This window comes from Kitasatospora sp. NPDC029312 (assembly GCF_055569215.1).
This window is the reverse complement of record NZ_JBVHXY010000053.1, coordinates 1-22,652: the sequence shown is the minus strand read 5'-3', so window position 1 is coordinate 22,652 and position 22,652 is coordinate 1. Positions and strand designations below refer to the sequence as shown.

Annotated in this window: 19 protein-coding genes and 1 pseudogene; 8 read left to right on the top strand and 12 right to left on the bottom strand. The window is 75.2% G+C overall.

The window, feature by feature from the left end; all coding sequences use genetic code 11:
* Positions 1-121: 121 nt before the first annotated feature.
* Complete coding sequence (locus tag ACZ4WV_RS31075) at positions 122-1,519, bottom strand: uracil-xanthine permease family protein (protein WP_465751977.1); 1,398 nt, start codon at positions 1,517-1,519, stop codon at positions 122-124.
* 130 nt (positions 1,520-1,649) lie between these two features.
* On the opposite strand from ACZ4WV_RS31075, the pseudogene ACZ4WV_RS31070 reads away from it, so the two are divergent.
* Positions 1,650-1,841 (top strand): annotated as a pseudogene (locus ACZ4WV_RS31070) (TetR-like C-terminal domain-containing protein); the annotation flags it as partial.
* Between the two features lie 234 nt (positions 1,842-2,075).
* Complete coding sequence (locus ACZ4WV_RS31065; protein WP_465751976.1) at positions 2,076-3,416, top strand: diacylglycerol/lipid kinase family protein; 1,341 nt, start codon at positions 2,076-2,078, stop codon at positions 3,414-3,416.
* Positions 3,417-3,719: 303 nt separating this feature from the next.
* Here the strand turns inward: ACZ4WV_RS31065 and ACZ4WV_RS31060 are convergent, their stop codons facing one another.
* The 3 genes from ACZ4WV_RS31060 to ACZ4WV_RS31050 form a co-directional block, all read right to left on the bottom strand.
* On the bottom strand, positions 3,720-5,090 hold the full coding sequence (locus ACZ4WV_RS31060; protein ID WP_465751975.1) for an MFS transporter: 1,371 nt from the start codon (positions 5,088-5,090) through the stop codon (positions 3,720-3,722).
* Positions 5,091-5,390: 300 nt separating this feature from the next.
* Complete coding sequence (locus ACZ4WV_RS31055; RefSeq protein WP_465751974.1) at positions 5,391-5,612, bottom strand: hypothetical protein; 222 nt, start codon at positions 5,610-5,612, stop codon at positions 5,391-5,393.
* Positions 5,613-5,926: 314 nt separating this feature from the next.
* The gene (locus ACZ4WV_RS31050; RefSeq protein WP_465751973.1) at positions 5,927-6,385 is read right to left on the bottom strand and encodes a MarR family winged helix-turn-helix transcriptional regulator; all 459 of its coding nucleotides are present in this window, start codon (positions 6,383-6,385) and stop codon (positions 5,927-5,929) included.
* Between the two features lie 120 nt (positions 6,386-6,505).
* Here ACZ4WV_RS31050 and ACZ4WV_RS31045 point away from each other — a divergent pair, with 120 nt between their 5' ends.
* On the top strand, positions 6,506-7,762 hold the full coding sequence (locus ACZ4WV_RS31045; RefSeq protein ID WP_465751972.1) for an alpha/beta hydrolase: 1,257 nt from the start codon (positions 6,506-6,508) through the stop codon (positions 7,760-7,762).
* Positions 7,763-7,866: 104 nt separating this feature from the next.
* Here ACZ4WV_RS31045 and ACZ4WV_RS31040 read toward each other — a convergent pair whose 3' ends face one another.
* The gene (locus ACZ4WV_RS31040; protein ID WP_465751971.1) at positions 7,867-8,313 is read right to left on the bottom strand and encodes a MarR family winged helix-turn-helix transcriptional regulator; all 447 of its coding nucleotides are present in this window, start codon (positions 8,311-8,313) and stop codon (positions 7,867-7,869) included.
* A 97-nt stretch (positions 8,314-8,410) separates the two neighbouring features.
* On the opposite strand from ACZ4WV_RS31040, the gene ACZ4WV_RS31035 reads away from it, so the two are divergent.
* Positions 8,411-8,803 (top strand): nuclear transport factor 2 family protein, encoded by a 393-nt coding sequence (locus ACZ4WV_RS31035; protein ID WP_465751970.1) that lies wholly within the window; start codon positions 8,411-8,413, stop codon positions 8,801-8,803.
* A 50-nt stretch (positions 8,804-8,853) separates the two neighbouring features.
* On the opposite strand, the gene ACZ4WV_RS31030 is transcribed toward ACZ4WV_RS31035, so the two are convergent.
* The 3 genes from ACZ4WV_RS31030 to ACZ4WV_RS31020 all read right to left on the bottom strand — a co-directional run bounded on the left by ACZ4WV_RS31030 (position 8,854) and on the right by ACZ4WV_RS31020 (position 14,174).
* Positions 8,854-11,076, bottom strand: a complete 2,223-nt coding sequence (locus tag ACZ4WV_RS31030) for an MMPL family transporter (protein ID WP_465751969.1) — start codon at positions 11,074-11,076, stop codon at positions 8,854-8,856.
* 176 nt (positions 11,077-11,252) lie between these two features.
* On the bottom strand, positions 11,253-12,872 hold the full coding sequence (locus tag ACZ4WV_RS31025) for a serine hydrolase (RefSeq protein ID WP_465751968.1): 1,620 nt from the start codon (positions 12,870-12,872) through the stop codon (positions 11,253-11,255).
* A gap of 264 nt (positions 12,873-13,136) precedes the next feature.
* Positions 13,137-14,174, bottom strand: a complete 1,038-nt coding sequence (locus ACZ4WV_RS31020; RefSeq protein WP_465751967.1) for a YihY/virulence factor BrkB family protein — start codon at positions 14,172-14,174, stop codon at positions 13,137-13,139.
* A gap of 364 nt (positions 14,175-14,538) precedes the next feature.
* On the opposite strand from ACZ4WV_RS31020, the gene ACZ4WV_RS31015 reads away from it, so the two are divergent.
* Positions 14,539-14,802, top strand: a complete 264-nt coding sequence (locus ACZ4WV_RS31015) for a hypothetical protein (RefSeq protein ID WP_465751966.1) — start codon at positions 14,539-14,541, stop codon at positions 14,800-14,802.
* 10 nt (positions 14,803-14,812) lie between these two features.
* Here ACZ4WV_RS31015 and ACZ4WV_RS31010 read toward each other — a convergent pair whose 3' ends face one another.
* Entirely contained in the window at positions 14,813-16,024 is a 1,212-nt protein-coding gene (locus ACZ4WV_RS31010; RefSeq protein ID WP_465751965.1) for a serine hydrolase domain-containing protein, read from the bottom strand.
* A 319-nt stretch (positions 16,025-16,343) separates the two neighbouring features.
* Between ACZ4WV_RS31010 and ACZ4WV_RS31005 the strand changes: the two genes are divergently transcribed.
* Positions 16,344-17,543: a PP2C family protein-serine/threonine phosphatase gene (locus ACZ4WV_RS31005; protein WP_465751964.1), complete on the top strand. Its 1,200-nt coding sequence runs from the start codon at positions 16,344-16,346 to the stop codon at positions 17,541-17,543.
* A gap of 18 nt (positions 17,544-17,561) precedes the next feature.
* Here ACZ4WV_RS31005 and ACZ4WV_RS31000 read toward each other — a convergent pair whose 3' ends face one another.
* Positions 17,562-17,768, bottom strand: coding sequence for a hypothetical protein (locus ACZ4WV_RS31000; RefSeq protein ID WP_465751963.1), 207 nt, complete (start codon positions 17,766-17,768; stop codon positions 17,562-17,564).
* Positions 17,769-17,980: 212 nt separating this feature from the next.
* Between ACZ4WV_RS31000 and ACZ4WV_RS30995 the strand changes: the two genes are divergently transcribed.
* Positions 17,981-19,072, top strand: a complete 1,092-nt coding sequence (locus ACZ4WV_RS30995; protein WP_465751962.1) for a vWA domain-containing protein — start codon at positions 17,981-17,983, stop codon at positions 19,070-19,072.
* 403 nt (positions 19,073-19,475) lie between these two features.
* Positions 19,476-20,111 carry a diguanylate cyclase gene (locus tag ACZ4WV_RS30990; RefSeq protein ID WP_465751961.1) on the top strand — a complete coding sequence of 212 codons (636 nt, stop codon included), beginning with the start codon at positions 19,476-19,478 and terminating at the stop codon, positions 20,109-20,111.
* An 11-nt stretch (positions 20,112-20,122) separates the two neighbouring features.
* On the opposite strand, the gene ACZ4WV_RS30985 is transcribed toward ACZ4WV_RS30990, so the two are convergent.
* Positions 20,123-20,755, bottom strand: a complete 633-nt coding sequence (locus tag ACZ4WV_RS30985) for a hypothetical protein (RefSeq protein ID WP_465751960.1) — start codon at positions 20,753-20,755, stop codon at positions 20,123-20,125.
* Between the two features lie 194 nt (positions 20,756-20,949).
* Entirely contained in the window at positions 20,950-22,491 is a 1,542-nt protein-coding gene (locus tag ACZ4WV_RS30980; RefSeq protein WP_465751959.1) for a CYTH and CHAD domain-containing protein, read from the bottom strand.
* Positions 22,492-22,652 lie beyond the last annotated feature (161 nt).

The following is a 22,652-nucleotide window of genomic DNA, read 5'->3' as shown; positions in this document are numbered from 1 at the left end:
CCTCGCCCGCGCCAGCAGGCGCGCGCCCTGCCACACCCCCCCCCCCCACCCCCCCCCCCCCCCCCCCCCCCCCCCCCCCCCCCCCCCCCCCCCCCCCCCCCCCCCCCCCCCCCCCGCAGCGCTACGGGCGCTGCTCGGTCTCCCCGGGCTGCTCGTCGTAGGAGGACGTGCCCTCGTCCAGCAGCGGCTCCTGCGTCCTGAGGTGGGCCGGGGCCAGGGCCCGCAGGGCGTGGTAGCCGGTGATGACGACCAGGGTGCCCAGGGCGATGCCGCTGAGGGTGAAGGTGTCGGTGAACTTCATCGTCACGTTGCCGATGCCGATGATGATGCCCGCGGCGGCCGGCACCAGGTTCAGCGGGTTGCGCAGGTCCACCTCGGACTTGATCCAGATCTGCGCGCCGAGCAGGCCGATCATGCCGTAGAGGATGACGGTGATGCCGCCGAGCACCCCGCCGGGGATCGCGGCGACCACGGCGCCGAACTTCGGGCAGATGCCGAACAGCAGGGCGAAGCCGGCCGCGGCCCAGTACGCGGCGGTGGAGTAGACGCGGGTGGCGGCCATGACGCCGATGTTCTCGGAGTAGGTGGTGTTGGGCGGGCCGCCGAGCGCGGTGGAGAGCATGGAGCCGACGCCGTCCGCCGAGATCGCGGTGCCCAGCTTGTCGTCCAGGTTGCTGCCGGTCATCTCGCCGACCGCCTTGACGTGTCCGGCGTTCTCCGCGACCAGCGCGATCACCACGGGCAGCGCGACCAGGACCGCGGACCACTGGAAGGAGGGGCCGTGGAAGGCGGGCAGGCCGAGCCAGTCCGCCTTGCCGACGCCCGACAGGTCCAGGCGCCAGTGGTCGGTCAGGTGCCCGCCGGCGTCCACCGAGTGGATCTTCCCGAAGACCCGGTCGAAGACCCAGGAGATCCCGTACCCGAAGACCAGTCCCAGGAAGATCGCCACCCGCGACCAGAAGCCCCGCAGGCACACCACCGCGAGCCCGGTGAACAGCATCACCAGCAGGGCCGTCCACTGGTCCTGCGGCCAGTAGGTCGAGGCGGTCACCGGGGCGAGGTTGAAGCCGATCAGCATGACGACGGCGCCGGTGACGATCGGCGGCATCACCGCGTGGATGATCCGCGCCCCGAAGTACTGCACCGCCACGCCCACCAGGAACAGCGCCGCGCCGACCACGAGCACCGCACCGGTGACCGTCGCGCTGGTGCCGCCCTGGGCCCGGATCACCGCGGCGACCCCGACGAAGGACAGCGAGCAGCCGAGGTAGCTGGGCACCCGGCCGCGGGTGGCCAGCAGGAAGATCACGGTCGCGACGCCGGACATCATGATCGCCAGGTTGGGGTCGAGCCCCATCAGCACCGGCGCCACGAAGCTCGCGCCGAACATGGCCACCACGTGCTGGGCGCCGAGCCCTACCGTGCGGGGCCAGGAGAGCCGTTCGTCGGGGCGGACGACCGCCCCCGGCGCGGGCGTGCGCCCGTCACCGTGCAGCTTCCAGCGCACGCCGAGATCCATGGTGGGGTTTTCGCTTTCTCTGGACGTCGAGCTCTGTACGACGCTGTACTCCGAGCAACTGTCCGCACCATTCTCGTGGCCGCCCGCCCTCCCGCGCGCACCCGGCCCGCTCCTGACCTGCGCACTCGCCCCCGCCGCCCCCGCCGCCCCCGCGGACGCGCTCGCCGCCCACCTGGCCGAGCACCGGGACCGGGCCGGCGACCACCCCGCCCCGCCCGAGGCACTGCACCGCTTCCTGACCCTGTGGACCCGCCTGCACGGCATGCTGTCCCTGGAACTGGCCGGCCACTTCGCCGGGACGGGCTTCGACCCCGCCCTGCTCTAGCCGCCGAACTCCACACCCTGCTCACCCCTGAACCGGGCCCCGCCCCTGCCGGCAACGCCGCCGGCCCGCGCGCCGCGTCCGGCACGCGGGCGCCGGCCCCCGCCGGTTACCGTGACCGGACGGACGGCGCCCGGGTGCAGGCGGCCCAACGGCCCCGGTGCGGGCTGCGCGCTCCCCGGTACGAACCAAGCCGGACCGACAGTGGCGAAGGGCGGAGAAGGTGGGGAGCCGATGACGAAGGCGGCGGGCCGCGGTCCGCGCATCCTCGCGCGGATCGCGCTGCTGTGCGCGGCGGCCGCGCTCGTCGTCCTGGCGTTCACCGGCCTGCACGGACTGCTGGTGCTGCTCGCCGAGAACGTCGGGCTGGTGCTGATGGCCGCCGGCGCGTGGTGGGCGCTGGCCCACCGCGGGGTGGCCCGGTGGGCCGGCGCGGTGCTCGCGGTCGCCGCGCCGCTCGCGGTGGTGGCGCTGGCGGTCGTCACGGAGGTGCTGCTGCCGGTGACGGTGGCGCTCGCCCTGTGGCTGGCCGCCCTGGGCCTGGCCCGCGTGGCGCTGCGGGCGGCCCGCCCGCCGCGGGCGATGCCCGAGCGGGAGGCTCCGGCGCCCCGCCGGCCGGTACTGATCATGAACCCGAGGTCCGGCGGCGGGAAGGTCGGCCGCTTCCACCTGGTCGGCAAGGCGGAGGAGTTGGGCGCCAGGGTGATCCTGCTGGACACCTCCGTCCAGCAGGACGTGGGCGAGCTGGCCCGTCGGGCCGTCGCCGAAGGCGCCGACCTGCTCGGCGTGGCGGGCGGGGACGGCACCCAGGCGCTGGTCGCCGCTGTCGCGGCCGAGGCGGGCCTGCCGTTCCTGGTGGTCAGCGCCGGCACCCGCAACCACTTCGCGATGGACCTCGGCCTCGACCGCGCCGACCCCTCCACCTGCCTGGACGCGCTGCGCGACGGCGTCGAACTGCGCGTGGACCTCGGCCTGGTGGGCGAGCGGCCCTTCGTCAACACCGTCTCCTTCGGCGCCTACGCCGAGATCGTGCAGAGCCCGCAGTACCGCGACGCCAAGACCGCCACCGCCCTGGACGCCCTACCGGACCTCCTGCTCGGCGCGAACGGCCCCCGCATGACCGCCCAGGCCGGCGACCACCGCCTGGACGCCCCGCAGGCGCTGCTGGTCAGCAACAACCCCTACGCCGCGCCCGACGCGATCAGCATGGGCCGCCGCCCGCGCCTGGACCGGGGCGTGCTCGGCGTCCTGGCCGTGCGCGTCGACGGCGCCGCCCAGGCCGCCGAACTGGCACTGCGCGGCGCGCGGGCCACCGGGCTGACGGTGACGTCGGCGCGCCGGGTCACGGTGCACGCGGACGCCTCCCGGATCCCGGTCGCCGTCGACGGCGAGGCGCTGACCCTGCCCACGCCGGTCGTCTGCACCCTCGGCACCCGCACCCTGCGGGTGCGCGTCCCGCGCGACCGCCCGGGCGCCGACCCGTCCCAGCGCCACCCCACCCGCGCCCTGGAGTGGCGCACCGTGCTGCGCCTGGCCTTCCCCCGCCTGCGGAACACCGCCCGCACCCGCACCTGAACGACCACGCCACCGCGGCGACCGGCACCCCCGCCCTGGCACCGGCCCAAGACCGGGCCGCACCCGGCTGGCATCTGGGACGGCAACGGCCTGGCCCACCAGAAGTGGGCCCTCACCCCCTGACACCGCCCCCGCCCCGCCGCCCGGCGGCCCCCGCCTCCCCCGGAGGCCGGGCCCGCCGGGCGCCGTGCCGCGTGGGATGCCCGCCGGGTGCCGCATTCGGCGGCGTACCGGGCGAGCACCCACAAATGGGTTGTCCGGCCGGGTGGTTGGGTGGAGGTCGGCGGTGCGTGAGCGCGGGCCTCACCTGCGGGGCGGCCCCGGCCGCCGTCGGTCGGCCGCTCGGGGGTGACGAGTCGTCGCGGGATGGCGTGTGCCCCGCTGGTCACCCGGCAGTGGGTCGCCGCCGCGCCCACCGCCTCCTCGGGCCCGCAGTGCGGCGGTCGAGGCGATGGCCAGGCCGATGGCCAGGGTGAGGGTCGCGAATCCCGAGGTGGCCAGCACCCGCCGGGGCCCCAGCGCGGCGGTGAGCGGGCCGCCGAGCGCCGTGCCCAGCGGCGCGGCGGTGAGCAGGGCGGCGCTTCGGGTGGCGAGGACGACGGTCAGCCAGGCAGCCGGGGTGCGGTCCTGGAGCAGGGTGAAGGACAGCGCGGTGAAGGGGCCGTAGACCAGACCGCCGAGCGCGAAGCAGGCGAGGGTGACGAAGACCGGCACCTCCAGGCCGAACGGCACGAGGGCCAGGCCCCAGCCCGCGACGATGCCCAGCGAGACTGGCCACAGCGGCAGGGTGCGCAGCGCGCCCGCCGCCAGCGCGCCCAGAACGGCGCCGGCCCCGAAGAGCGTCCAGTACAGCCCGAGCAGGCCCGCGCCGGCGTGGAGGTCCGTGGTGACGTGCAGCGGGAGCGCGACCTCCACGGGTCCGTAGAGGAAGTTGAGGGACCAGGTCAGCGCGAGCAGCCCGAGCAGCTCGGGCCGGCGCCACACCAGGCGCAGCCCGGCCGCTGGGCGGCCGGCGCCAGCGGGAGCAGCCGTGTCGGCCGTGCTGTCCCGCCGCCCGACCTGCCCGACCCGCCCGGCCAGGACGGCCAGGGCGGCGAAAGACAGGGCGTCGAAGCCGATGATCCAGGCCGGGCTGACGGCCGTCGCCAGGAGTCCGGCGAATGCGGGACCCACGATGACGGACGCCGAACCGCTGGCGCTGACCAGCGCGTTCGCCGCCAGCCGCTGTTCCGGGGGCAGCACCTGGGCGAGCAGCGAGTACCGTCCCGCACTGCCCCAGGCGTGCAGCACCGACGATCCGGCGAGCAGCGTGACGTAGAGGGCCGGGTGCAGCACTCCCGCCAGCCACGCCGGCGGCACGCAGCCGAGGAACAGCGCCCGCACCCAGCAGTCCGCGACCAGCAGCCGCCGGGGCGTCAGCCGGCGCAGCCACCTGCCGAAGACCAGTGCTCCGACGGCCCCGGGCAGGGCGTAGGCGGCGACCGCGGCACCGACCACCGGCCCGGACCGGCCGGCGGGCGCGATCAGCACCGCCAGCCACGCCACCGCGACCGTGCTCGTCCCGTCCCCCAGGTCGGAGACGGCCAGCGCCGGCAGGAGCCGCCGGAACGCGCGGTGGGCGAGCAGGGGCCGGTACGTCCGGGGCGGCAGCCGAGCCGTCAGGGGAAGGGGCACCCGCTCAGGCTCGCGCCTCAAGCCCGCTTGAGGTCAAGGGCGGCCGGGCGTCGGGGCCCGGAGGGGCAAAAGGGTTTTACGGGCGGGTGGTTGGGGTCGGAGGATGGCCGGCATGAGTGCGATCATCGGGTTGGATCTGGCCGGTTTCGTCGCCCGGGAGGACATGGACGGCTACGGCGGTGGCGACCGGGTGTGGGATGACGACCGGGGGGTGGTGCTGTCCGTCCACGACTTCGCGCTCGTGCCGGACCTGGTGGCCCCGCTCGACGCGGGGGAGCGGCTGTTGCGTGAGCTGGCGCGCTACATCGCGCGCGGCGGGGCGGCGCTGATCGAGGCGTCGGTGCGCGAGCTGGGCGGGGTGCCGGGGTTGTGGCAGATCGTCAAGGTCCCCAGGCCCGGTGGGCAGGGGCAGGTGTTCGTCGGGGCGTGGACGGTGCCGCGGGAGCGGTGCAGCGTGATGCTGAAGGTGCAGGCCGCCGAAGGGGCGGTCACCGGCGCGCGGGAGGCGGTGGTGGCCGACAAGGTCGGCTTCGACGCCTGCTTCCGGCCCCACCCCTACGATCCGCGGCTGCGCTCACCGCTGCCGTACCACGTGGCCGACCTTCCGGAGTGGGACGCGCTGTTCCCCGCGCACCCGCTGACGCTGGTGCGGCGGACGCTGGCCCGGGTGGGTGCGAGCGCGGTGCTGGACGAGCGTTTCCGGGCGTTGCCGCCGTTCACCGGACCGGCCCCCGCCCGCGCCGCCGCCCCGGCCGGTACGGGCGACACCCCGGGGCCCGGCCGGCGCCGCCCGCCGAGGCGCCGTCAGGTGCGCCGGGCGGGCGGGGCGGAGCGTCTCACAGCTGGTCGTAGACGGCGGACAGGCGTTGCAGCACCTCGGTGGCCCGGTCCAGGGCGTCGTCGTCGTAGTCGCCGAGGTCGGTGTGCAGGGCCTCGGCCAGGGCCTGTTGGCGCTGGTCGTGCCGGGCCCGGCCGGCGTCGGTGAGGGCGACCAGGACGGAGCGCTTGTCCTCGGGCTGGCGGGTGCGGGTGACGTAGCCGGCCGCGACCAGGCCGTTCACCAGTTGGGTGGTGGCGGCGCCGGTGGTCTCGGTGCCGGCGGCGAGCCGGCTGATGGTGAGGGGGCCCTGCTCGGCCAGGGTGCGCAGGGCCCGGGCGTGGGTGAGGGAGAGGGCGCCCGGGCTGCGGGTGGCGCGCCCGCGCAGCCGGGCGTCGGCGGCGCTGAGGCGGTAGGCGGCACGGGCCAGGCGGTCGAGCGCCCGGGCGCGGTCGGGGCTCGGGGGCGGTGCGGCCATGGCGGGTTCTCCTCGGCGGGGCGGCGGGTTGACACCAGCCTAGCCTCAGTACTTAATGACTAAGTACTTACTCAATAAGTGCTGAGGAAAACCCCACCACCGGACCCCTGGAGGAGACCCATGACCATCCGTTCGACCGGCCAGAGCTGGGCCCTGGACACCGCCCTCGCCCAGGGCGGCTTCGACGCCCTGCACCCCGAGGCCGTCGCCACCATGGAGCAGCTCGGCCACGACCACACCGACTTCGCCAAGGTCTTCGCGCTGGTGCGCAGCGGCGCGATGCTGCCCAAGGCCTGGGCGACGGTGGCCGGCCAGGCCGAGGAGCGCGCCGCCCACCACGAGCGCGGCGGCTTCGCCCGCACCGCCGCCGACCTCTACCTGAGGGCGGCGGTGATGTGGGGCCGGGCGCAGTACTCGATCTTCGACGCGGCCGACCCGCGCAAGGCGGCCATGCGTGAGCGCGCCGACCACTGCGTGGCGCGCCTGGGCGCGCTGCGCGAGGGCCGGGTGCGGCGGGTGGAGCTGGACTTCGAGGGCTCGCGGATCTTCGCCCTGCTGCACCTGCCGGCCGGCCCGGTCGAGAACGCGCCGGCCGTCATCCTCGGCCCCGGGATGGACATGATCAAGGAGGACTACATCTGGGCGGCCGAGCGCTACTACACCTCGCGCGGCATGGTCGCGCTGTCCATCGAGGGCCCGGGCCAGGGCGAGAGCCGGGCCGGCGGGCTGACCGTCGACCTCGCCAACTACGAGCGGGCGATCGGCCGTTACCTCGACCACCTGGCCGCGCTCCCGGAGGTCGACGCCGGCCGGATCGGCATGTTCGGCATCTCGATGAGCGGCTACTGGGGCTCCCGGGCGGCCGCCGCCGACCGCCGCCTGGCCGCGCTCGCCGCCTTCGAGGCCGTCACCGGCGACTTCACGACGATCTTCGAGCGCGCCCAGCCGACCTTCAAGAACAACTACATGTACATGGCCGGGTACACCGACGAGGAGGCCTTCGACCGCGACCTGGCCCACCGGATGCCGCTGGGCGACCTGGTGGCCGACATCGCCTGCCCGGTGCTGTACGGGATCGGCGAGTTCGACGAGCTCACCGACCTCGGCCAGGCGCTGGAGAGCTACGAGCGCATCCGCGCGCCGAAGGAACTGCGGGTCTACGAGGACGAGTTCCACCCGCTCGGGGGAGTGGCGGGCGAGGTGTTCCGGTTCGCGGCGGAGTGGCTGGAGCGGGCCCTGGGCGGCGAGTTCGCCGAGCCCGGACGGGACGTGCGGCACTACGTCCACCGCGACGGCCGCACCACCGACGGCAGCGCCGACCCCGCCTGGTGGCTGGGCGCCGCCCCCGCCGCGCTCACCGCGGCCCGCCGGGCCTGAGGCGCCGCCGCACCACCGCACCGGGGCCGGCGCCCGCCCGGCGCGTGCCGGCCGCCCGCCCGCCGCCGGCTCCGCCCGCCCGCCGGGTGCAGGCCCGCCCGCGCCTACGCCTGGAACGGCCCCTCGTCGACGAACTGCCGCAGCAGCCGGGCGAAGGCCCGGGCGTCCGCCGCCGGCCAGGAGGCGAGGGAGCCCTCGATGCGCTCCGCCAGGCGCTCCCGGGTCACCCGTACCGCGTCCTGCCCGGCGCCGGTGAGGACGAGCAGGGTCGCCCGCCGGTCGCCCGGGTCGGCCTCGCGCCGCAGCAGCCCGGCCTCCTCCAGCCGGTCCGCGCGGCGGGTCACGGTGGTGCGGTCCAGCCCGACCTCGCGGCCGAGGTCGGCGGCGCTGCACGCCCCGGTGCGCGCCAGGCCGCTGAGCACCGGGTAGGTGAGGTCGTCGACGGCCTCGCCCAGGCCGTCGGTCAGCTGGGCGTGGAGGCCCGCCCGGGTGCTGCGCCGCAGCAGCAGTCCCAGGGCCTCGGCGATCTCATGTCCCGTCGGATTGGTCACCCCTCCAGATTAGCGTGCGCGAAACACGCTTTCCCTGTACGGTGAGGTGCGTGCCTCAAGCACGCATCTATTTCAGGGAAGCCACCGGAGGAACCCCGTGCCCCGCACCGACATCACCACCGCCCTCACCGACCTGCTCCTCACCCCCGGACTCGACCTCCACAAGGCCGTCGACCGGCACTTCGCCCCCGACTACCGCCAGCGCACCGACGGCCGGTGGGACGACCGGCAGGAATTCCTGGCCCACATCGCCCACCTGCGCACCGTCGTCGCCACCGGCTCCGTCGAGGTCCACGACGAACTCGCCCACGGCGACCGCTACGCCGACCGCCACACCATGACCGTCACCAAGACCGACGGCTCCACCGTCCGCATGGAGGTCTACCTCTTCGCCGAGCTCGCCCCCGACGGCCGCTTCCGCCGCATCGAGGAGACCACCCTCCTGCTCGAAGGCGCCGACCACGACCGCAACCTCGGCAGCGCCCGCTGAACCCTCGGGCTGCGCCCGCTGAACCCCAGGGCGGGGCCCCCGGGCCCCGCCTACGGCGTCCCGCCGCGCCCTTCGGTGTCGATGTGCGGCAGGATCCGGTCCAGGAACCGCGGGGTCCACCAGGCCGCCGGCCCGAGCAGCGTCATGACCGCCGGCACCAGCAGCAGCCGCACGACCGTGGCGTCCACCAGCACGCTGACGGCCAGGCCCAGACCCATCATCTTGATCACGATGTTGTCGCTGACGATGAACGCCGCGAAGACGCTCACCATGATCAGCGCCGCGCAGGAGATCACCCGCGCCGTGATCCCCAGCGCGTGCGCGACGGCGTCCTGGCTGCGCCCGGTGCGCAGCCAGAACTCGTGCACCCGGGAGAGCAGGAAGATCTCGTAGTCCATGCTCAGCCCGAACACGATCGCGAACATCATCATCGGCACGTAGCTCTCGATCGGGACCTTCCCCGCGACCCCGAGGGCCGGCCCGCCCCACCCCCACTGGAAGACCGCCACCACGACCCCGTACGAGGCCGCGATCGAGAGCAGGTTGAGCACCGCGGCCTTGACGGCGACGAGCAGACCGCGGAAGACCGCGAGGATGATCAGGAAGGCCAGCCCCACCACCACCGCGATGATCAGGACCAGGCGGCTGGAGACGATGTCCAGGAAGTCGACCTGGGCCGCGGTGTTGCCGGTCAGGTAGGTCTTCGCGCCGGTGCCGGCCGCCGTGTCCGGCAGCACCGTGTCCGACAGGCGGTTGACCAGGTCGGTGGTGGCGCGCTCCTGCGGGGCACCGGCCGGGATGACGGTGCCGAACAGCACCGCGCCGTCCGAACTGGTCTGCAGCGCGGTGGCGCTCGCGGCGCCGGGCACCCCGGTCAGGGCCTGCTGCAGCGAGGACTGCAGACCCGCCCGCGATGCGGCGGGCACCGCGCTCTGGTCGACCACCACGGTCAGCGGCGCGTTCGACCCCGGCCCGAACGCCTGGGACATCAGGTCGTAGGCCCGCCGGTCGGTGAAGTCCGTGGAGTCGGCACCGTCGCCGATGTGGCCCAGCTGGATGGAGAACAGCGGCACCGACAGCACCCCGAGCACCACCACCCCCGCCACCAGGTACCGCCAGGGGCGCTCCTCGACCCGCCGCGCGTAGCGGTCCCAGCCCCCCGCCCCGTCCCCGGCGGCCTCGGCGACCGCACGGCGCACCGCGAACCGGTCCATCCGCGGCCCGATCAGCCCCATCAGCGCCGGCAGCAGGGTGAGCGCGCCCAGCACCGCCGACACCACGGTGACGGCCGCCGCCGCCCCGAGCTTGGCGATGAAGGAGATCCCCGACACCGACAGCCCGGACAGCGCGATGATCACCGTGCAGCCCGACACCAGCACCGCCCGCCCGCTGGTCGCCACCGCCTGCCCGGCCGAGGCGACCGGATCCACCCCGTCCATCAGGCTCTGCCGGTGACGGGTCAGCAGGAACAGCGCGTAGTCGATGCCCACCCCGAGACCGATCATGGTCGCCAGGGTGGGCGCGACGGTGGCGAAGGTGGACAGCGCCGCCACCAGCCCCAGCACCCCCAGCCCCACCACCGCCGCGAACAACGCCGTCAGCAGCGGCAGACCGGCCGCGATCGCACTGCCGAAGCCCACCAGCAGCACCACGACCGCCACCGCGAAGCCGATCACCTCGCTGGCCCGGTCGTCCGGCGCCGGCCGGGCCAACTCGCCCAGCGGCCCCCCGTACTCCACCTGCACCCCCGCCTGGCGCAGCGGCGCGACGGCCGCGTCCACCCCGGCCAGGTAACCGGTGCCCAGCAGGGCGGGAGCGGTGTCGAACCGGACGGTGATGTACCCGGTCAGCCCGTCCGCGGCCAGCGGCCCGCCCGGCGGGGCGCTCTGCCCGGGCGGCGGCAGCGGGCTCTGCGCGGACAGCACGTGCGGCAGCTGCTGGAGCGAGGCGACGGCCTGGGCGATCTGCGGCTGGAAACCGGTCAACTGCCCGGCGTCGTGCAGCACCACCTGCGAACTGGTGCCCGCGGCGGCCGGCTCATGGGCCTGCAGCACGTCCCTGCCCTGCTGCGCCTGGGTGCCGGGCAGGGAGAAGTCGTCGGAGTACGTGCCGCCGACGCTCTTGTTCGCGGCCTGCACGCCGGCGAGGGCGACGATCCACAGCACGATCACAACCAGCGAGTGGCGCGCGCACCACTCACCCAGGCGGCGCAGCATCGCGCGTCGCGCCGGCCGGGCGGCGGCCGGGGGGACACGGCGGTCGGGCGACGGCATGAACGGCTCCCGGGATCTCCTGCACGGTGGTGCGCCCAATCGGCGCAGGGTTCCCGCCGCGCCGCCCCCCGCCGCAGGTACCGGCCGGTAATCGCCCCGACGGCTCCGACGGCCGCGGAGCCCCGACGGCTTCGGCGCCCCGACGGCGTCGGCGCCCCGCCGCCACCGGCCGCGTCCTACCCGCGGGTGAAGGTCCCCAGCCCGTGCTCGTCGAACTGCTCGACCACCACCTTGGCGGCCCTCCCGTCGGCCCCCACGGTGAACGTCACCCCGGACAGGCCGACGGCGTTCTCGCCCCGGGTCTGGAAGCTGAAGACGTCGCCGTCGTAGTGCTGGAGCGGGAAGCGCTGGTTGTCCGGTCCCACGCTCATCACCAGCCCGCCGTTCTCGGCGCTCACCGTCAGCGGCCCGTAGTGGCCGTTGCCGTAGGTGCCGGTGTACGCCGTGTCCGGCTTGGCGGGGGCGGCACCGGCCGGCGGCTTGCCGTAGTCGGTCGGCGAGACGTTCCCCTGTGCGGCGGCGGGCACGACCTTGCTCAGCAGGCCGAACCAGTCGACCGTCTCCCGGCCCTCCTGGGCGAGGTCGAAGAACTCCTCGGCCACCGCCTCCGGCACGCCGGTCGGCTGGCCGTTGGTCAGCACGACGATCCCGAGCTGCTCGGAGGGCAGTAGGGTCACCGTGGTCGCCGCGCCCAGGAGGAAACCGCCGGAATGGTTCAGCCGCAGCCGGCCCCGGGCGTCGTAGCCGACGTTCCAGCCCAGGCCGTAGAAACCGGTGTTGCCGGCCGGTGCCTGCGGCGGAATGCTCACGGAGTGCGCCAGCCGGGTCTGGTTCAGCGCCGCCGGGTCGATGACCTGCCGGCCCTCGAAGGTGCCGTCGCCCAGCTGCAGCCGCATCCACCGGGCGAGGTCGCGCACCGTGGAACTCACCCCGCCGGCCGGCGACTGCGAGTCCGGGTTCTCGGTGGTGCTGACCTGCCAGCCGGAACCGCTGCGCACGTGCGGGGCCGCCTTGTTCGCCGCGCCGTCGTAGGCGGAGCGCTTGGAACTGGTGGAGTTCATCCCGAGCGGCTGGTAGAGGACATCCGCCGCCAGGTCCTCCCAGGCCACTCCCTTGGCCTTGGCCACGGCCACCGCGGCCTCGGTCAGGCCGTAGTTGGTGTAGGCGTAGCCCGCCCGGAACGGCGTGAGCGGTTCGTCCCGCAGGTGCTGCAGGATGTAGTCGCGCTGGTAGCCGAGGTCCTCCAGCAGGTCGCCGGGGTGGTCGGGCAGGCCGCTGCGGTGCGAGAAGAGGTCGGCGATGGTCACGTGGGCGCTCACGTACGGGTCGGCCAGCGCGAAGCCGGGGTCGTGGGCGGAGACCGGGTCGTCCCATGCGACCGCCTTCTGGCCGACCACCCCGGCGACCACGGTGGAGGAGATCGGCTTGGAGACCGAGGCCAGCTGGAAGACCGTGTCCGGGTCCACCGCCTCCGGCTTGCCGAGCTCGCGCACCCCGAAGCCCTTGGCGTGGACGACCTCGTCCTTGTAGACCACGGCGACGGCCGCCCCCGGCACGCCCGACTTCGCCAGCACGTCCTGCACGTAGCCGTCGATCCGTCCCAGGGCCGAGTTCACCTGGTCCCGCGTCAGCTGCGGCGCCGGCTGCGCCGGCGGGGCGGTGGCCGGTGCCGACGAAGGGGACGCGGTGGAGACGGCCGCCGGATCGGTGGCGGCCGCAGAGGTGCACCCGGCCAGCAGCGCACCGACCACCAGTGCCACCGCCGTCCGCAGCCTGCCCGTGCCCTGACGCCCCATCGGCATCCTCCCTGGTCCAAGCGGGCGCGGCCCCGGCCCGGCGCCACCGCCGTCCACCCCACGGCGCGAGTATTCGACGCCCCCCGGGGCGGCCCACGCCCCGCCGCGCGCCGCCCCCGCACAATCCACCCGTCCGGCGGCCCCGCCGGACACGCCGCCGAACACGCCGCCGCAGCGCCCGGCGACGACCGCGACCCCGCCAGCCGGCTGATCACCGACGCCCCGGCCACGCCCGACCAGGACCGACCCCCGCCCCGCGCCCCCTCAGTCGTCCGACGGCGGCCCCTTCCGCGGGCCCTCGTCCTCGCCCTGGCCGTCGCTGTCCCCGCCCCCGCTCCCGCCCTCCTCCTCGTCCGTGAAGCCGACGTCGACGCGCTGCTCCGGACGGCGCTCCTCCTGGCGCGCGATGGAGCCCAGGACCTCCTCGTCCGGCCCGGTGAGCGGGGGCTGCAGGATGCTGCGCGGCCACAGCCGCCGGTGCAGGACCACGTTCACCTCGGCCGCGTACACGGCGATCTGCGCGTTCAGGTAGAGCCAGGAGAGCAGGCCGATCACAGTGGCGAAGAACCCGTAGACCGCCGTGGCGTGCCGCAGCTGGTGGGCCACCAGGAGCGCGCCGAAGGCCTGCAGCACGGTGAACAGCGGCCCGGCGATCACGCAGCCGGGCAGCAGGGCGCGGGTGGGGACGGTCTTGGGCGTCAGCACGCGGAAGCAGGCCAGGCACAGAGCCGTGTTGACCAGCGCGGACAGCACCAGGCCGCCGATCCGGGCGGCCGGCCCGCCGAAGGCCAGGGTGACGAGGGTGGCGGCGGCGGTGGCCAGCAGCAGGCCGACGGCGAGGACGGCGAACAGCACCAGGCTGCGCACCAGGCGCGGCCAGTAGCCGGGACGCACCACCCCCGGCACGTTCCAGATCTCGGCCATGGCGTGCTGGAGGACCTGCGCCACGCCCAGCGTGCCGTACAACAGGCCGAGCAGCGCGACGACCAGGGCCAGCCCGCTGCCCTGCACCGAGTGGACGTTCTGGCGCAGCTGGTCGCCGACGATGGGGAAGTCGGCGAGCGCCGAGTTGACGACGGCCTGCTGGGCGTCCGGGTGCCCGTGGAGGACGAAGCCGAGGACGGTGCTGAGCAGGAGCAGCAGCGGGATGAGCGCGACGAAGCCGTAGTAGGTGATCAGGGCGGCCAGCAGGCCGCAGCGGTCGTCCCCGTACTTCTTGACCACGCCGACGACCATCCCCGGGGCGGTGTGCCGCTGCTGGGCGTGGTCGAGGGTGCGCAGGGCACGTTCGATGGGGTTCATGTGTCCGCTCTCCCTCGCCGTCCGGCCGCTCGCCGGTTCGCCCAACGGGTCGTTCGGGGGCACGCCTACCCCCCCGTGCCTGCGCCCACCACCCGCCCGGCGCGACGCCACCCGCCCGGCGCGAAGCCACCCGCCCGGCCCGGCACCGCCCGTCGGCCCAGCACCGCGTGCGGGCGGCGGGCCCGGCGGCGACGCTGGCGGTGGCCGGCCCCACCACCGACGGTGCACCGGCCGCGCCGCACAGAAGGGCACGCATCATGGCCTTGCGTCACCCGTCCGAGCGCACCCGGGAAGGGCGGGGCCGGTTCGAACGGTTCGCGGAGGGCGCGTCGAACCTCACCAGCTCCCCGGCCTTCTACGTCCTGTGCGTGCTCCTGGTGCCGCCTTCGCGGCCGTCCACGCCGCCGGCCTGGCCCTGGAATGGCAGATCCTGGTCGGGGACATCATGACCGCCCTCAACCTGCTGCTCCTGACCTTGCTGAAGAACTCCGAGCGCCGCGCCGAGCACGCCGTGCAGCACAAGCTCGACGCGATCGCCACCGCCTCGCTGCGCCAGCTCCAGGGACGGGACACGGGCGACGCCCGCAGGGCGCTCGAGGAGGCCATCGGCATGGAGGAGGAGGTCTGAGCCCGCCCGGTCACCCGCGCCGGTCGGGCCGGTCGGCCAGCAGGGCGCAGACGAAGTCCTCCTCGACAGCCCGCAGGTGCGCCAGCAGGTCGGGGTTGCCCGCCTCGTTCACCTGCTCGGTGACGCTGACGGTGACGCTGCGGCGCCCGTCGGCCGTGCCCGCGCCGAACTGGGTGTAGCCGGCGGTGTTGCCGGTGTGCCCGTACACCGAGCCGCACCGGGTGGCGTACTCGAAGATCGCCAGCCCGGCACGGTTGGTGCCGGGGCCGACGGGCTCGGAGGCGCCCGGCACGAAGGTCCGCTGCTCGCGCCGGGTGGCGTCGCTGATCAGCGGGCCGCCGGCGTACGCGGCGGCGAAGGTGCTGAAGTCCCGGGGGGTGGAGACCATGCCGCCCGAGGCCCAGGCGCCGGAGGCACCGAACAGGGTGCTGACGTCCTGCGGCGGTGCGGGCGGCTGGACGGCGTAGCCGTGCAGGTAGGGCTCGGGCAGCCGGTAGCCGGACGGGAGGCTGGTGCGCGTCAGTCCCAGCGGCCGGTAGACCTCGTCGGTGAGCAGGTCCTCGTAGCGCTGCCCGGTGGCGGCCTCGGCCATCAGGGCGACGGCGATGTTGTCGGAGTTGGAGTAGTGGTAGCGCGTGCCGGGGGCGAACTCCAGGCCCTGGTCGGCGACGAAGTCGAGCAGGTGGCGGGAGTCGAAGACGTGGTGGGGGTCGGCGAGGAGTTGCTCGACGAAGGCCGGCGCCGCGCTGTAGTCCGGCAGGCCGCTGGTGTGGTTGAGGAGCTGGCGCAGGGTGACGGCGCCCCAGGCGGCCGGCAGGGCGGGCAGCCGCTGGGCGAGGGTGTCGTCCAGGGCGAGCAGCCCGCAGTCGACCAGCCGCAGGGCGACCGCGCCGCTGAAGGCCTTGGAGGCGCTGGCCAGGCGCATGTGGTCGTCGATCCGGGGCGCCCGGTCGGTGCCGACCTCGGCCACCCCGGCCCGGAACACCCGCACCCGGTCGCCGTCGCGCAGCACCGCGATCGCCCCGGGCGGCCCGTCCGGGCGCTCGACCAGCTCCTGCAGCCGCCCCCGCAGCCCCCGCTCCCCGTCCTCCCCGGCCAGGGCGCCCACACCGCCTCCCGCGGCGGCGGGCCCGGCGGCCCCGGTGACCAGCGAGGCGGCGAGCAACGAGGCGGTGACCGCAGCGGCGACCACACCCCCACGACGGCACGACAGCAGCGACACGGTGGAACCCTCCGACGGCGGCCCGGCGGCGGACACCGCCCGCCGCCCCGGCCGCAAGGAATCACCCCCCGCCGCCGCAGGGAAACACCGGGCCCCCGACCATGACCCGCCCGGCCGATCCCGCCGCCACCCCGCCGGCACGCGGCGCTGCGGCCCGCAGCGGCCGCAGCGCCGCGGCCCCGGGGGCGCCCGCCCCGCACCGGGGCGCCGACCGCGCGCCCGGCCCGGATCATGGAGGAGAAGGCGGCCCCGGCCCGCGCGGCGGCGCGGCACCGGGCCGTGGCCGGGCAGGCGGACGATCCGACCGGAGGTGGGCGGCGTGAGCTGCGAGGACGCGGTGCTGGGCGGCGTGCTGGCCCGGCTGCTGGCCCGTTCCCGCTCGAGCGGCCCGGCCGAGCTGCCCGCCATGGTGCGGGAGGCGGCCCGAGCGCTGGGCGCGGACGACGCCCGGGTCTACCTGGCCGACGTCCAGCAGCGCCACCTCGTCCCGCTGCCCGACCCCGAGGACGGGCGCCCCGCGCCCCGGGTCGACGTCGAGGGGACGCTCGGCGGCCGCGCCTACCGGCTGCAACGGACCCAGCTCTCCTCCACCACGCCCGCGGCGGGCTGGTTCCCACTGGTCGACGGCGTCGAGCGGATCGGCGTCCTGCGGATCGAGGGCGGGGTGGGGCACCCCCGCGTGATCGCCTGCTACGAGGCGCTGGCGGCCCTGGTCGCCCTGCTGGTGGTGTCCAAGAGCGCGTACAGCGACGTCCTCGTCGCCGTGGGACGCGAGCAGCGGATGAGCCTGCAGGCCGAACTGCTGTGGGCCTTCCTGCCGCCGCGCACCATCGGCACCCGCGACGTCACCTCCAGCGCCGTCCTGGAACCGGCCTACGACGTGGGCGGGGACGCCTTCGACCACGCGGTCGCGGGCGGGCACCTGCACGTGTCCGTGTTCGACGCGATGGGCCACGACCTCGCCTCCGGCGGCGCCAGCTCCGTCGCACTGGCCGCCTGCCGCTCCACCCGGCGGGCCGGCGGCGGCCTGGCCGACATCGCCCACACCATCGACCGCGCCCTGGCCCGGTGGATCCCGGACCGCCTGATGACCGCGGTGATCGCCGACCTCGACACCGCCACCGGCGAGCTGTCCTGGGTCAACTGCGGCCACCCGCCACCGCTGCTCATCCGCGAGGGCCACGTCGTCGCGCACGCCCTGCGCCGGCACGCCGAACTACCGCTCGGGCTCGGCTTCCACGAGCACGGGCCGCAGCCCGTCCACCACGCCAGGCTGCAGCCCGGCGACCGGCTGCTGGTCTACACCGACGGGGTCACCGAGGCCCGCTCGGCCTCCGGTGAACTCTTCGGGGAGCGCCGGCTGACCGACACCCTCGTCCAGCACATGGCCGGCGGTGACCCGGCCCCCGAGGCCCTGCGCCGCCTCATCCACGCCCTGGTCACCCACCAGGACCACCGGCTGCGCGACGACGCCACCATCGCCCTGGTGGAGTGGCACCCGCGCCGGCCCGGGCCCTGAGCGCCCGGGCCGCGCGCGTCACGGCCCGGGCCCGGCCTGCGGCGCCGTACGGGTCAGCAGCCCCAGGGCCTCCAGCAGCAGCCGGCAGTCCTCGACGCCGCGGGCCCGCGCCGCCACCGCGCGCCGCGCCCGCTCCTGGACCTCGGGCGGCCCGGGTTCGCCCGGCAGCCCGAACAGGTCGCCCATCGTCTGCAGTTCATGGTTCGGCCGAGTCGTCGTCGACACCCTCGCCTCCGGTATGGAACGTGGCCAACCATCCAGGCTACTGCCGTCCCGCACCGTCCCGGACCGTCCCGCAGGGCCGGCCGGGCCCGCCGCCCTTCCGCCCGGGCGTCCACTGTCAGTGCCCCCTCATAAAGTGGGGACAACGTTGGAGGGGACGCCCGGAAAGGCGCCGAAAAGGCGCCCGCAAAAGCGTCGGAAAAAGGGGTGGAAGCATGTCCGCGAACCGGATCAAGCACAAGGTCAACCACGTTTCCCTGGTGGTCGACAAATCCGGATCGATGCGCCCGCACCAGGAGCAACTCATCCGCGTGGTGGACGAGTTCGTGAAGGGCCTCCAGGAGGAATCCGACCGGCTCGGCCACGAGACCCGCATCAGCCTCTACGCGTTCGACCACGAAGTGCAGAACCTGGTCTGGGACATGGACGTCAAGCACCTGCCGTCCCTGCGGGGCCTTTACCGGGTCGACAACGGAGCGACGGCACTGATCGAGGCGGCCGTGAAGTCCGTCGACGACCTGAAGAACATCTGGGAGGGCTACGGGGAGCACTCCTTCCTCCAAGTCGTCGTCACCGACGGCGAGGAGAACGCCTCCGGTTGCTCCGAGAACGGCCAGATGCACATCCGCATGGCCGCCGGCCGGGGCACCGCCGTCCTGCACGACTGGATGGGCCGCATCCAGCGCGCCATGGACGAACTGCCCGACCACTGGACCTCGGCGATCCTGGTCCCCAACTCCCTGGCCAAGCGCACCGCCCAGGAGTACGGCTTCCCGGCCGGCAACATCGCCATCTGGGACGCGGACTCCAGCCAGGGCGTCGAGGAGGCCATCGGCACCGTCAAGACCGCCGCCACCAGCTTCCTGCGCGGCCGCGAGAAGGGCGTGCGCGGCACCAGGAACCTCTTCGCCATGGGCCAGGACCTGAACACCGCCGACGTGAAGGCCAACCTCGACGCCCTCGACACCGGCAAGTACATCCTGATCCCGGTCGACCAGCAGACCCCGATCCGCGACTTCGTCACCAGCGCCGGCCACCCCTACAAGACCGGCTGCGCCTTCTACGAACTGTCCAAGCGCGAGAAGATCCAGGGCACCAAGCAGCTCGCCGTCGCGGAGAAGGACCCGGCCACCGGCCGGATGACCGGCAGGGTCTTCTCGGGCCCGGCGGCCCGCCGGCTCCTCGGCCTGCCCTCGGCGGAGGCCACCGTCAAGCCCGGCGACAACCCGTCGTACACCGTCTTCGTCCAATCGACCTCCGTCAACCGCAAGTTGGTGCCCGGTACCAAGCTGCTCGTCCTCCTGTAGCCCGGCCCGCGGCCGGCGGCCGGGGCGCCCCCACCCGCAGCGCTGGTACGGCGCGGCGCGGCGCCGTCCCGGCCCCCGGCCGCCCCCTCCGGTCCACGGGGCGCTTGGACGGCGCCGCCCCGGGCGATCGGCTTTTCGGGGGGCAGCCACCGCCTTCCGGTGTGGCTGCGGCGCCGCCGCCAGGACCGCTCCTCTATGAATTGACCGGCGGGTCCGGCCCGCGGCGGCGTCACCGGCGGGCCCGCCCCGGTCCTCACCGGGGAGCACACGGCGCCGGCCGCACCGGCGAACCGCCCGACGGCCCGGACGTCGCGTACCAGGCCCGAACCCGGGTACGCGGCCCGCCACCACGCCGATGAGGCGCGGGAGGCTCGTGAGATCCGCCCAGACAGGAGGACGACCCATGCCCAGCACCCGCACCCGCCCCTGGCGACGGTGGCGCGCCGCACCGGAGCTGACCACCGGCCCCGCCGACGACGTGGAGAACGCCAGCCGGCGCTTCCTCCTCTACGGGGTGCTGCCGCTGTGGTTCGCACCGGCCGTCGGCGACTGGGTCATGCACCGCCGCTCCGACATCGAGGACACCAGCGGACTGCGGGAATCACTCGTCCACGCCCTGATGATGGCCGAAGCCGGCACACCGGTCGTCCTCGGCCTGGTCGCCGAGATCAACCCGCTGGTCCTCGCCACCATGGGCGCCGCCGCCCTCGCCCACGGCGCCACCGCCCTGTGGGACGTCACCATCGCCACCGGCCGGCGGGAGGTCACCCCGCTCGAACAGCACATCCACAGCTTCCTGGAAGTGCTGCCGCTCACCGCCGTCGCCTTCACCGCCTGCCTGCACTGGGACCAGGTACGCTCCCTGGCCCGCGGCGGCGACACCCGCCGGGCCTGGCGCCTCAACCCCAAGCCCCACCCGCTGCCCGCCCGCTACCTCGCCGGCTTCGCCGCCGCCACCGCCGCCTTCGTCGCCCTGCCCTACGGCGAGGAACTGCTGCGCTGCGCCCGCGCGGCCCGCCGCGGGCCGGTGGCGCTCTGAGGCCCGGTGGCTCAGGCGGTGTCGAGGGTGGCGTCGGCGCGCTGTCCGGCGGCGGTCTGTTCGATGCGCCGGGCGAGCATGGTCGCCATCTTCTGCAGCTTCGGCACGTCCGAGGGGCCGGTGGCCAGGACACCGGCGACGACGGTGCCCACCCGCATGAGGATGACGTCCCCGGTGTCGCTGCCGAACGTGCCGCTGTAGGCGGTGGTCTCGTTGCCGATGGTCGCCACGGAGAGCGGGGAGGCGTCCTTCGCCGCCCGCTTCGCGGTCGTCGTGAGGTAGGTGGTCGCCTGGGCCCCGGTGGCGAAGGTGGTGATCATGAAGGAGGCCTTGGCGCCGCCGGTCTCGAAGTCGGCGGTGCCGTCGAGCTTGCAGCCGGGGCACTCCTCGTCGGTGCCGTCCTCCTCGTCGACCTCCTTGCTGTGGGCCTTCCAGCCGGGCATGGTCGCCGGGTCCGGCAGGGTCTGCTTGACCGCGCCCTTGTCGGCGAGCACGGTCGGGAAGTCCACCCACTGCTGCGGCACCGTGCCGGCCAGCGCTCCGGTGACCGGGCTGGAGCCGCAGGCGCTCAGCGCACCCCCCAGCAGGATCGATGCGAGGCCCACGGCCAGCCCTCTCGCGGCGGCACCGGTGTGCGCGGCCATGCGAAAACCCCCCGTTCGTGACGATCGCCGCTGCGGCCGCCGCACCCGCACGGGACGCCGGCGGCCGCAGCGGTCTTCCAAGATCGGCAGATGATACGTCAGAAAGGCGGCGCCGCAAAGATTCCCGGCGCCGTGACTCCCCAGCCGCGACACCGCGCCGTGACTCCTACGGCGCGACTCCTACGGCGGTGCGCTCACAGCCGGGTGAGCTTGCGGCGCCCGGCCCGGTGGCGCAGCTTCGGCAGGCGCCGCAAGACGTCGTCGGCGGTGTGCCGCTGGCGTTCGTGGAGCACGCCGTAGGCGAAGGCGTGCCGCTCGCCGCCGGTGTCCCGGCCTTCCAGGGCGATCAGTTCCTGCCGGGCCACCACACTGTCCTGGTGGGCGCCGAGGACCTTGTGCAGCTCCTTCATCCGCTCCCCGAAGCGCGCCGCCCGTTTCGCCGAACGCCGCGGGATCTGCGACTGGGCGTGCTCCGCGGTGTAGCGGGCGCGCTTGGCGGCCTTGCGGGCGCCGTGCAGGGCCAGGTCGCGCCGGGGGCCCGGGTCGAGGCGCAGCGCGCGGTCGAGGCGCTTGACCGTGCGGCGCTGCTCGCGCCGCAGGACGTCGCGGGCGTAGCGGCGGGCGTCCCGCTCGGCCCGGCGGCGCAGTGGCGGGTCGGCGGCGAAGGCTTCGAGCCGTTCCAGCAGGGCGTAGTAGCGGGCGCCGTCGAGTTCGGCGACGGCCTGGCGCCAGGCGGTGCGGTAGCCCTGGGCGTAGCGCTCGGTGAGCCGGCCGCGCAGGGCGCCCCGGCGCAGCTGGGCGGGCACCGCGTCCAGCTGGTCGACCAGCGTCTCGCCGAGCACCTCCTGGTCCCGGGCCCGGCCGAGCAGCTGTCCCAGCCGGCGCAGTTCGGCGGCCGGCGCCTCGGTGCGGCCGCGCTGGAAGAGCCGCCGGTGGGCCTTGAGCAGGCTGCGCAGCCGGCGGGCGGTGATCCGCATCTGGTGCACGGAGTCCGCCCGGCCCAGGCGCACGGCCGCGTCGAGGGTCAGCAGCGCCTCGAGCTGGGCCCGGAAGCCGTCCATGACGAGGGCGCCCGCCGATCCGGGCGCCTGGGCGGACGCCGGGGTGCCGGCCGCGGCGTCGGCCGGGCGCGACCCGTCGAGGGCCCGGGAGAGCTTCGAGGGCCAGGGCGAGCGGACCAGCCCCGCGTCGGTGAACACGGCCTCGACGCGGTCCAGGAGCGCCGGCGTGCCGTGGTCCAGCTCGACCTCGAACTCGGTCCACCCGCCGACCTGGGTGGCGCCGCCGCCGTCCACGCCGAGGACCTGGGCCGCGACCTGGTCCTCGGTGACCTGTGCGAGCGTGTCCCCGCGCTCGTCGCGCAGCAGCAGCCGGCGACGGCGGGTGCGCAGGTGCGCCACCGGCGCGAGGGCGGCGCCGCGGGTGAAGGCCGCGACCAGCCGCGACAGCTCGCCCGGGACGTCGCCGGGGCCGCCGGCCGCCGCCGGCAGGCGGACCTCCGCGCGCTCGTCGCCGGCGCGCGGCAGCTTGAGGTGCCAGCCGGCGTCGTCGCCGCCGCTGCGCCGGCGCAGGGTGATGTGCCGGCGCAGCAGGCGCAGGTCCGGTGTGTCGTAGTAGACCGCGTCGAGGTCCTGGGGTGCGGCATCCCGCACGGCGGTGACGCCCGGCAGGTGGTCGAGCCGCGGAAGCGCGGCGCCGTCGTACTTTCGCTCCGTCTCCACATGCTGTGTGCCCATGTGTGTGCGCGTGCCCGCAACGGGCGCGGGCATGTACGGGCCGGCGAACGCCGGGGCGCCGATCCGGGCGGGGGGGGGGGGGGGGGGGGGGGGGGGGGGGGGGGGGGGGGGGGGGGGGGGGGGGGGGGGGGGGGGGGGGGGGGGGGGGGGGGGGGGGGGGG

Excerpts from the sequence above, each read along its gene's own strand:
- ACZ4WV_RS31025 (WP_465751968.1), bottom strand. The coding sequence starts at position 12,872 with ATGGGGCGTCAGGGCACGGGCAGGCTGCGGACGGCGGTGGCACTGGTG.
- ACZ4WV_RS30980 (WP_465751959.1), bottom strand. The coding sequence starts at position 22,491 with ATGGGCACACAGCATGTGGAGACGGAGCGAAAGTACGACGGCGCCGCG.
- ACZ4WV_RS31045 (WP_465751972.1), top strand. The coding sequence starts at position 6,506 with ATGACCATCCGTTCGACCGGCCAGAGCTGGGCCCTGGACACCGCCCTC.
- ACZ4WV_RS31065 (WP_465751976.1), top strand. The coding sequence starts at position 2,076 with ATGACGAAGGCGGCGGGCCGCGGTCCGCGCATCCTCGCGCGGATCGCG.
- ACZ4WV_RS30985 (WP_465751960.1), bottom strand. The coding sequence starts at position 20,755 with ATGGCCGCGCACACCGGTGCCGCCGCGAGAGGGCTGGCCGTGGGCCTC.
- ACZ4WV_RS31050 (WP_465751973.1), bottom strand. The coding sequence starts at position 6,385 with ATGGCCGCACCGCCCCCGAGCCCCGACCGCGCCCGGGCGCTCGACCGC.
- ACZ4WV_RS30995 (WP_465751962.1), top strand. The coding sequence starts at position 17,981 with ATGTCCGCGAACCGGATCAAGCACAAGGTCAACCACGTTTCCCTGGTG.
- ACZ4WV_RS31075 (WP_465751977.1), bottom strand. The coding sequence starts at position 1,519 with ATGGATCTCGGCGTGCGCTGGAAGCTGCACGGTGACGGGCGCACGCCC.
- ACZ4WV_RS31030 (WP_465751969.1), bottom strand. The coding sequence starts at position 11,076 with ATGCCGTCGCCCGACCGCCGTGTCCCCCCGGCCGCCGCCCGGCCGGCG.
- ACZ4WV_RS30990 (WP_465751961.1), top strand. The coding sequence starts at position 19,476 with ATGCCCAGCACCCGCACCCGCCCCTGGCGACGGTGGCGCGCCGCACCG.
- ACZ4WV_RS31020 (WP_465751967.1), bottom strand. The coding sequence starts at position 14,174 with ATGAACCCCATCGAACGTGCCCTGCGCACCCTCGACCACGCCCAGCAG.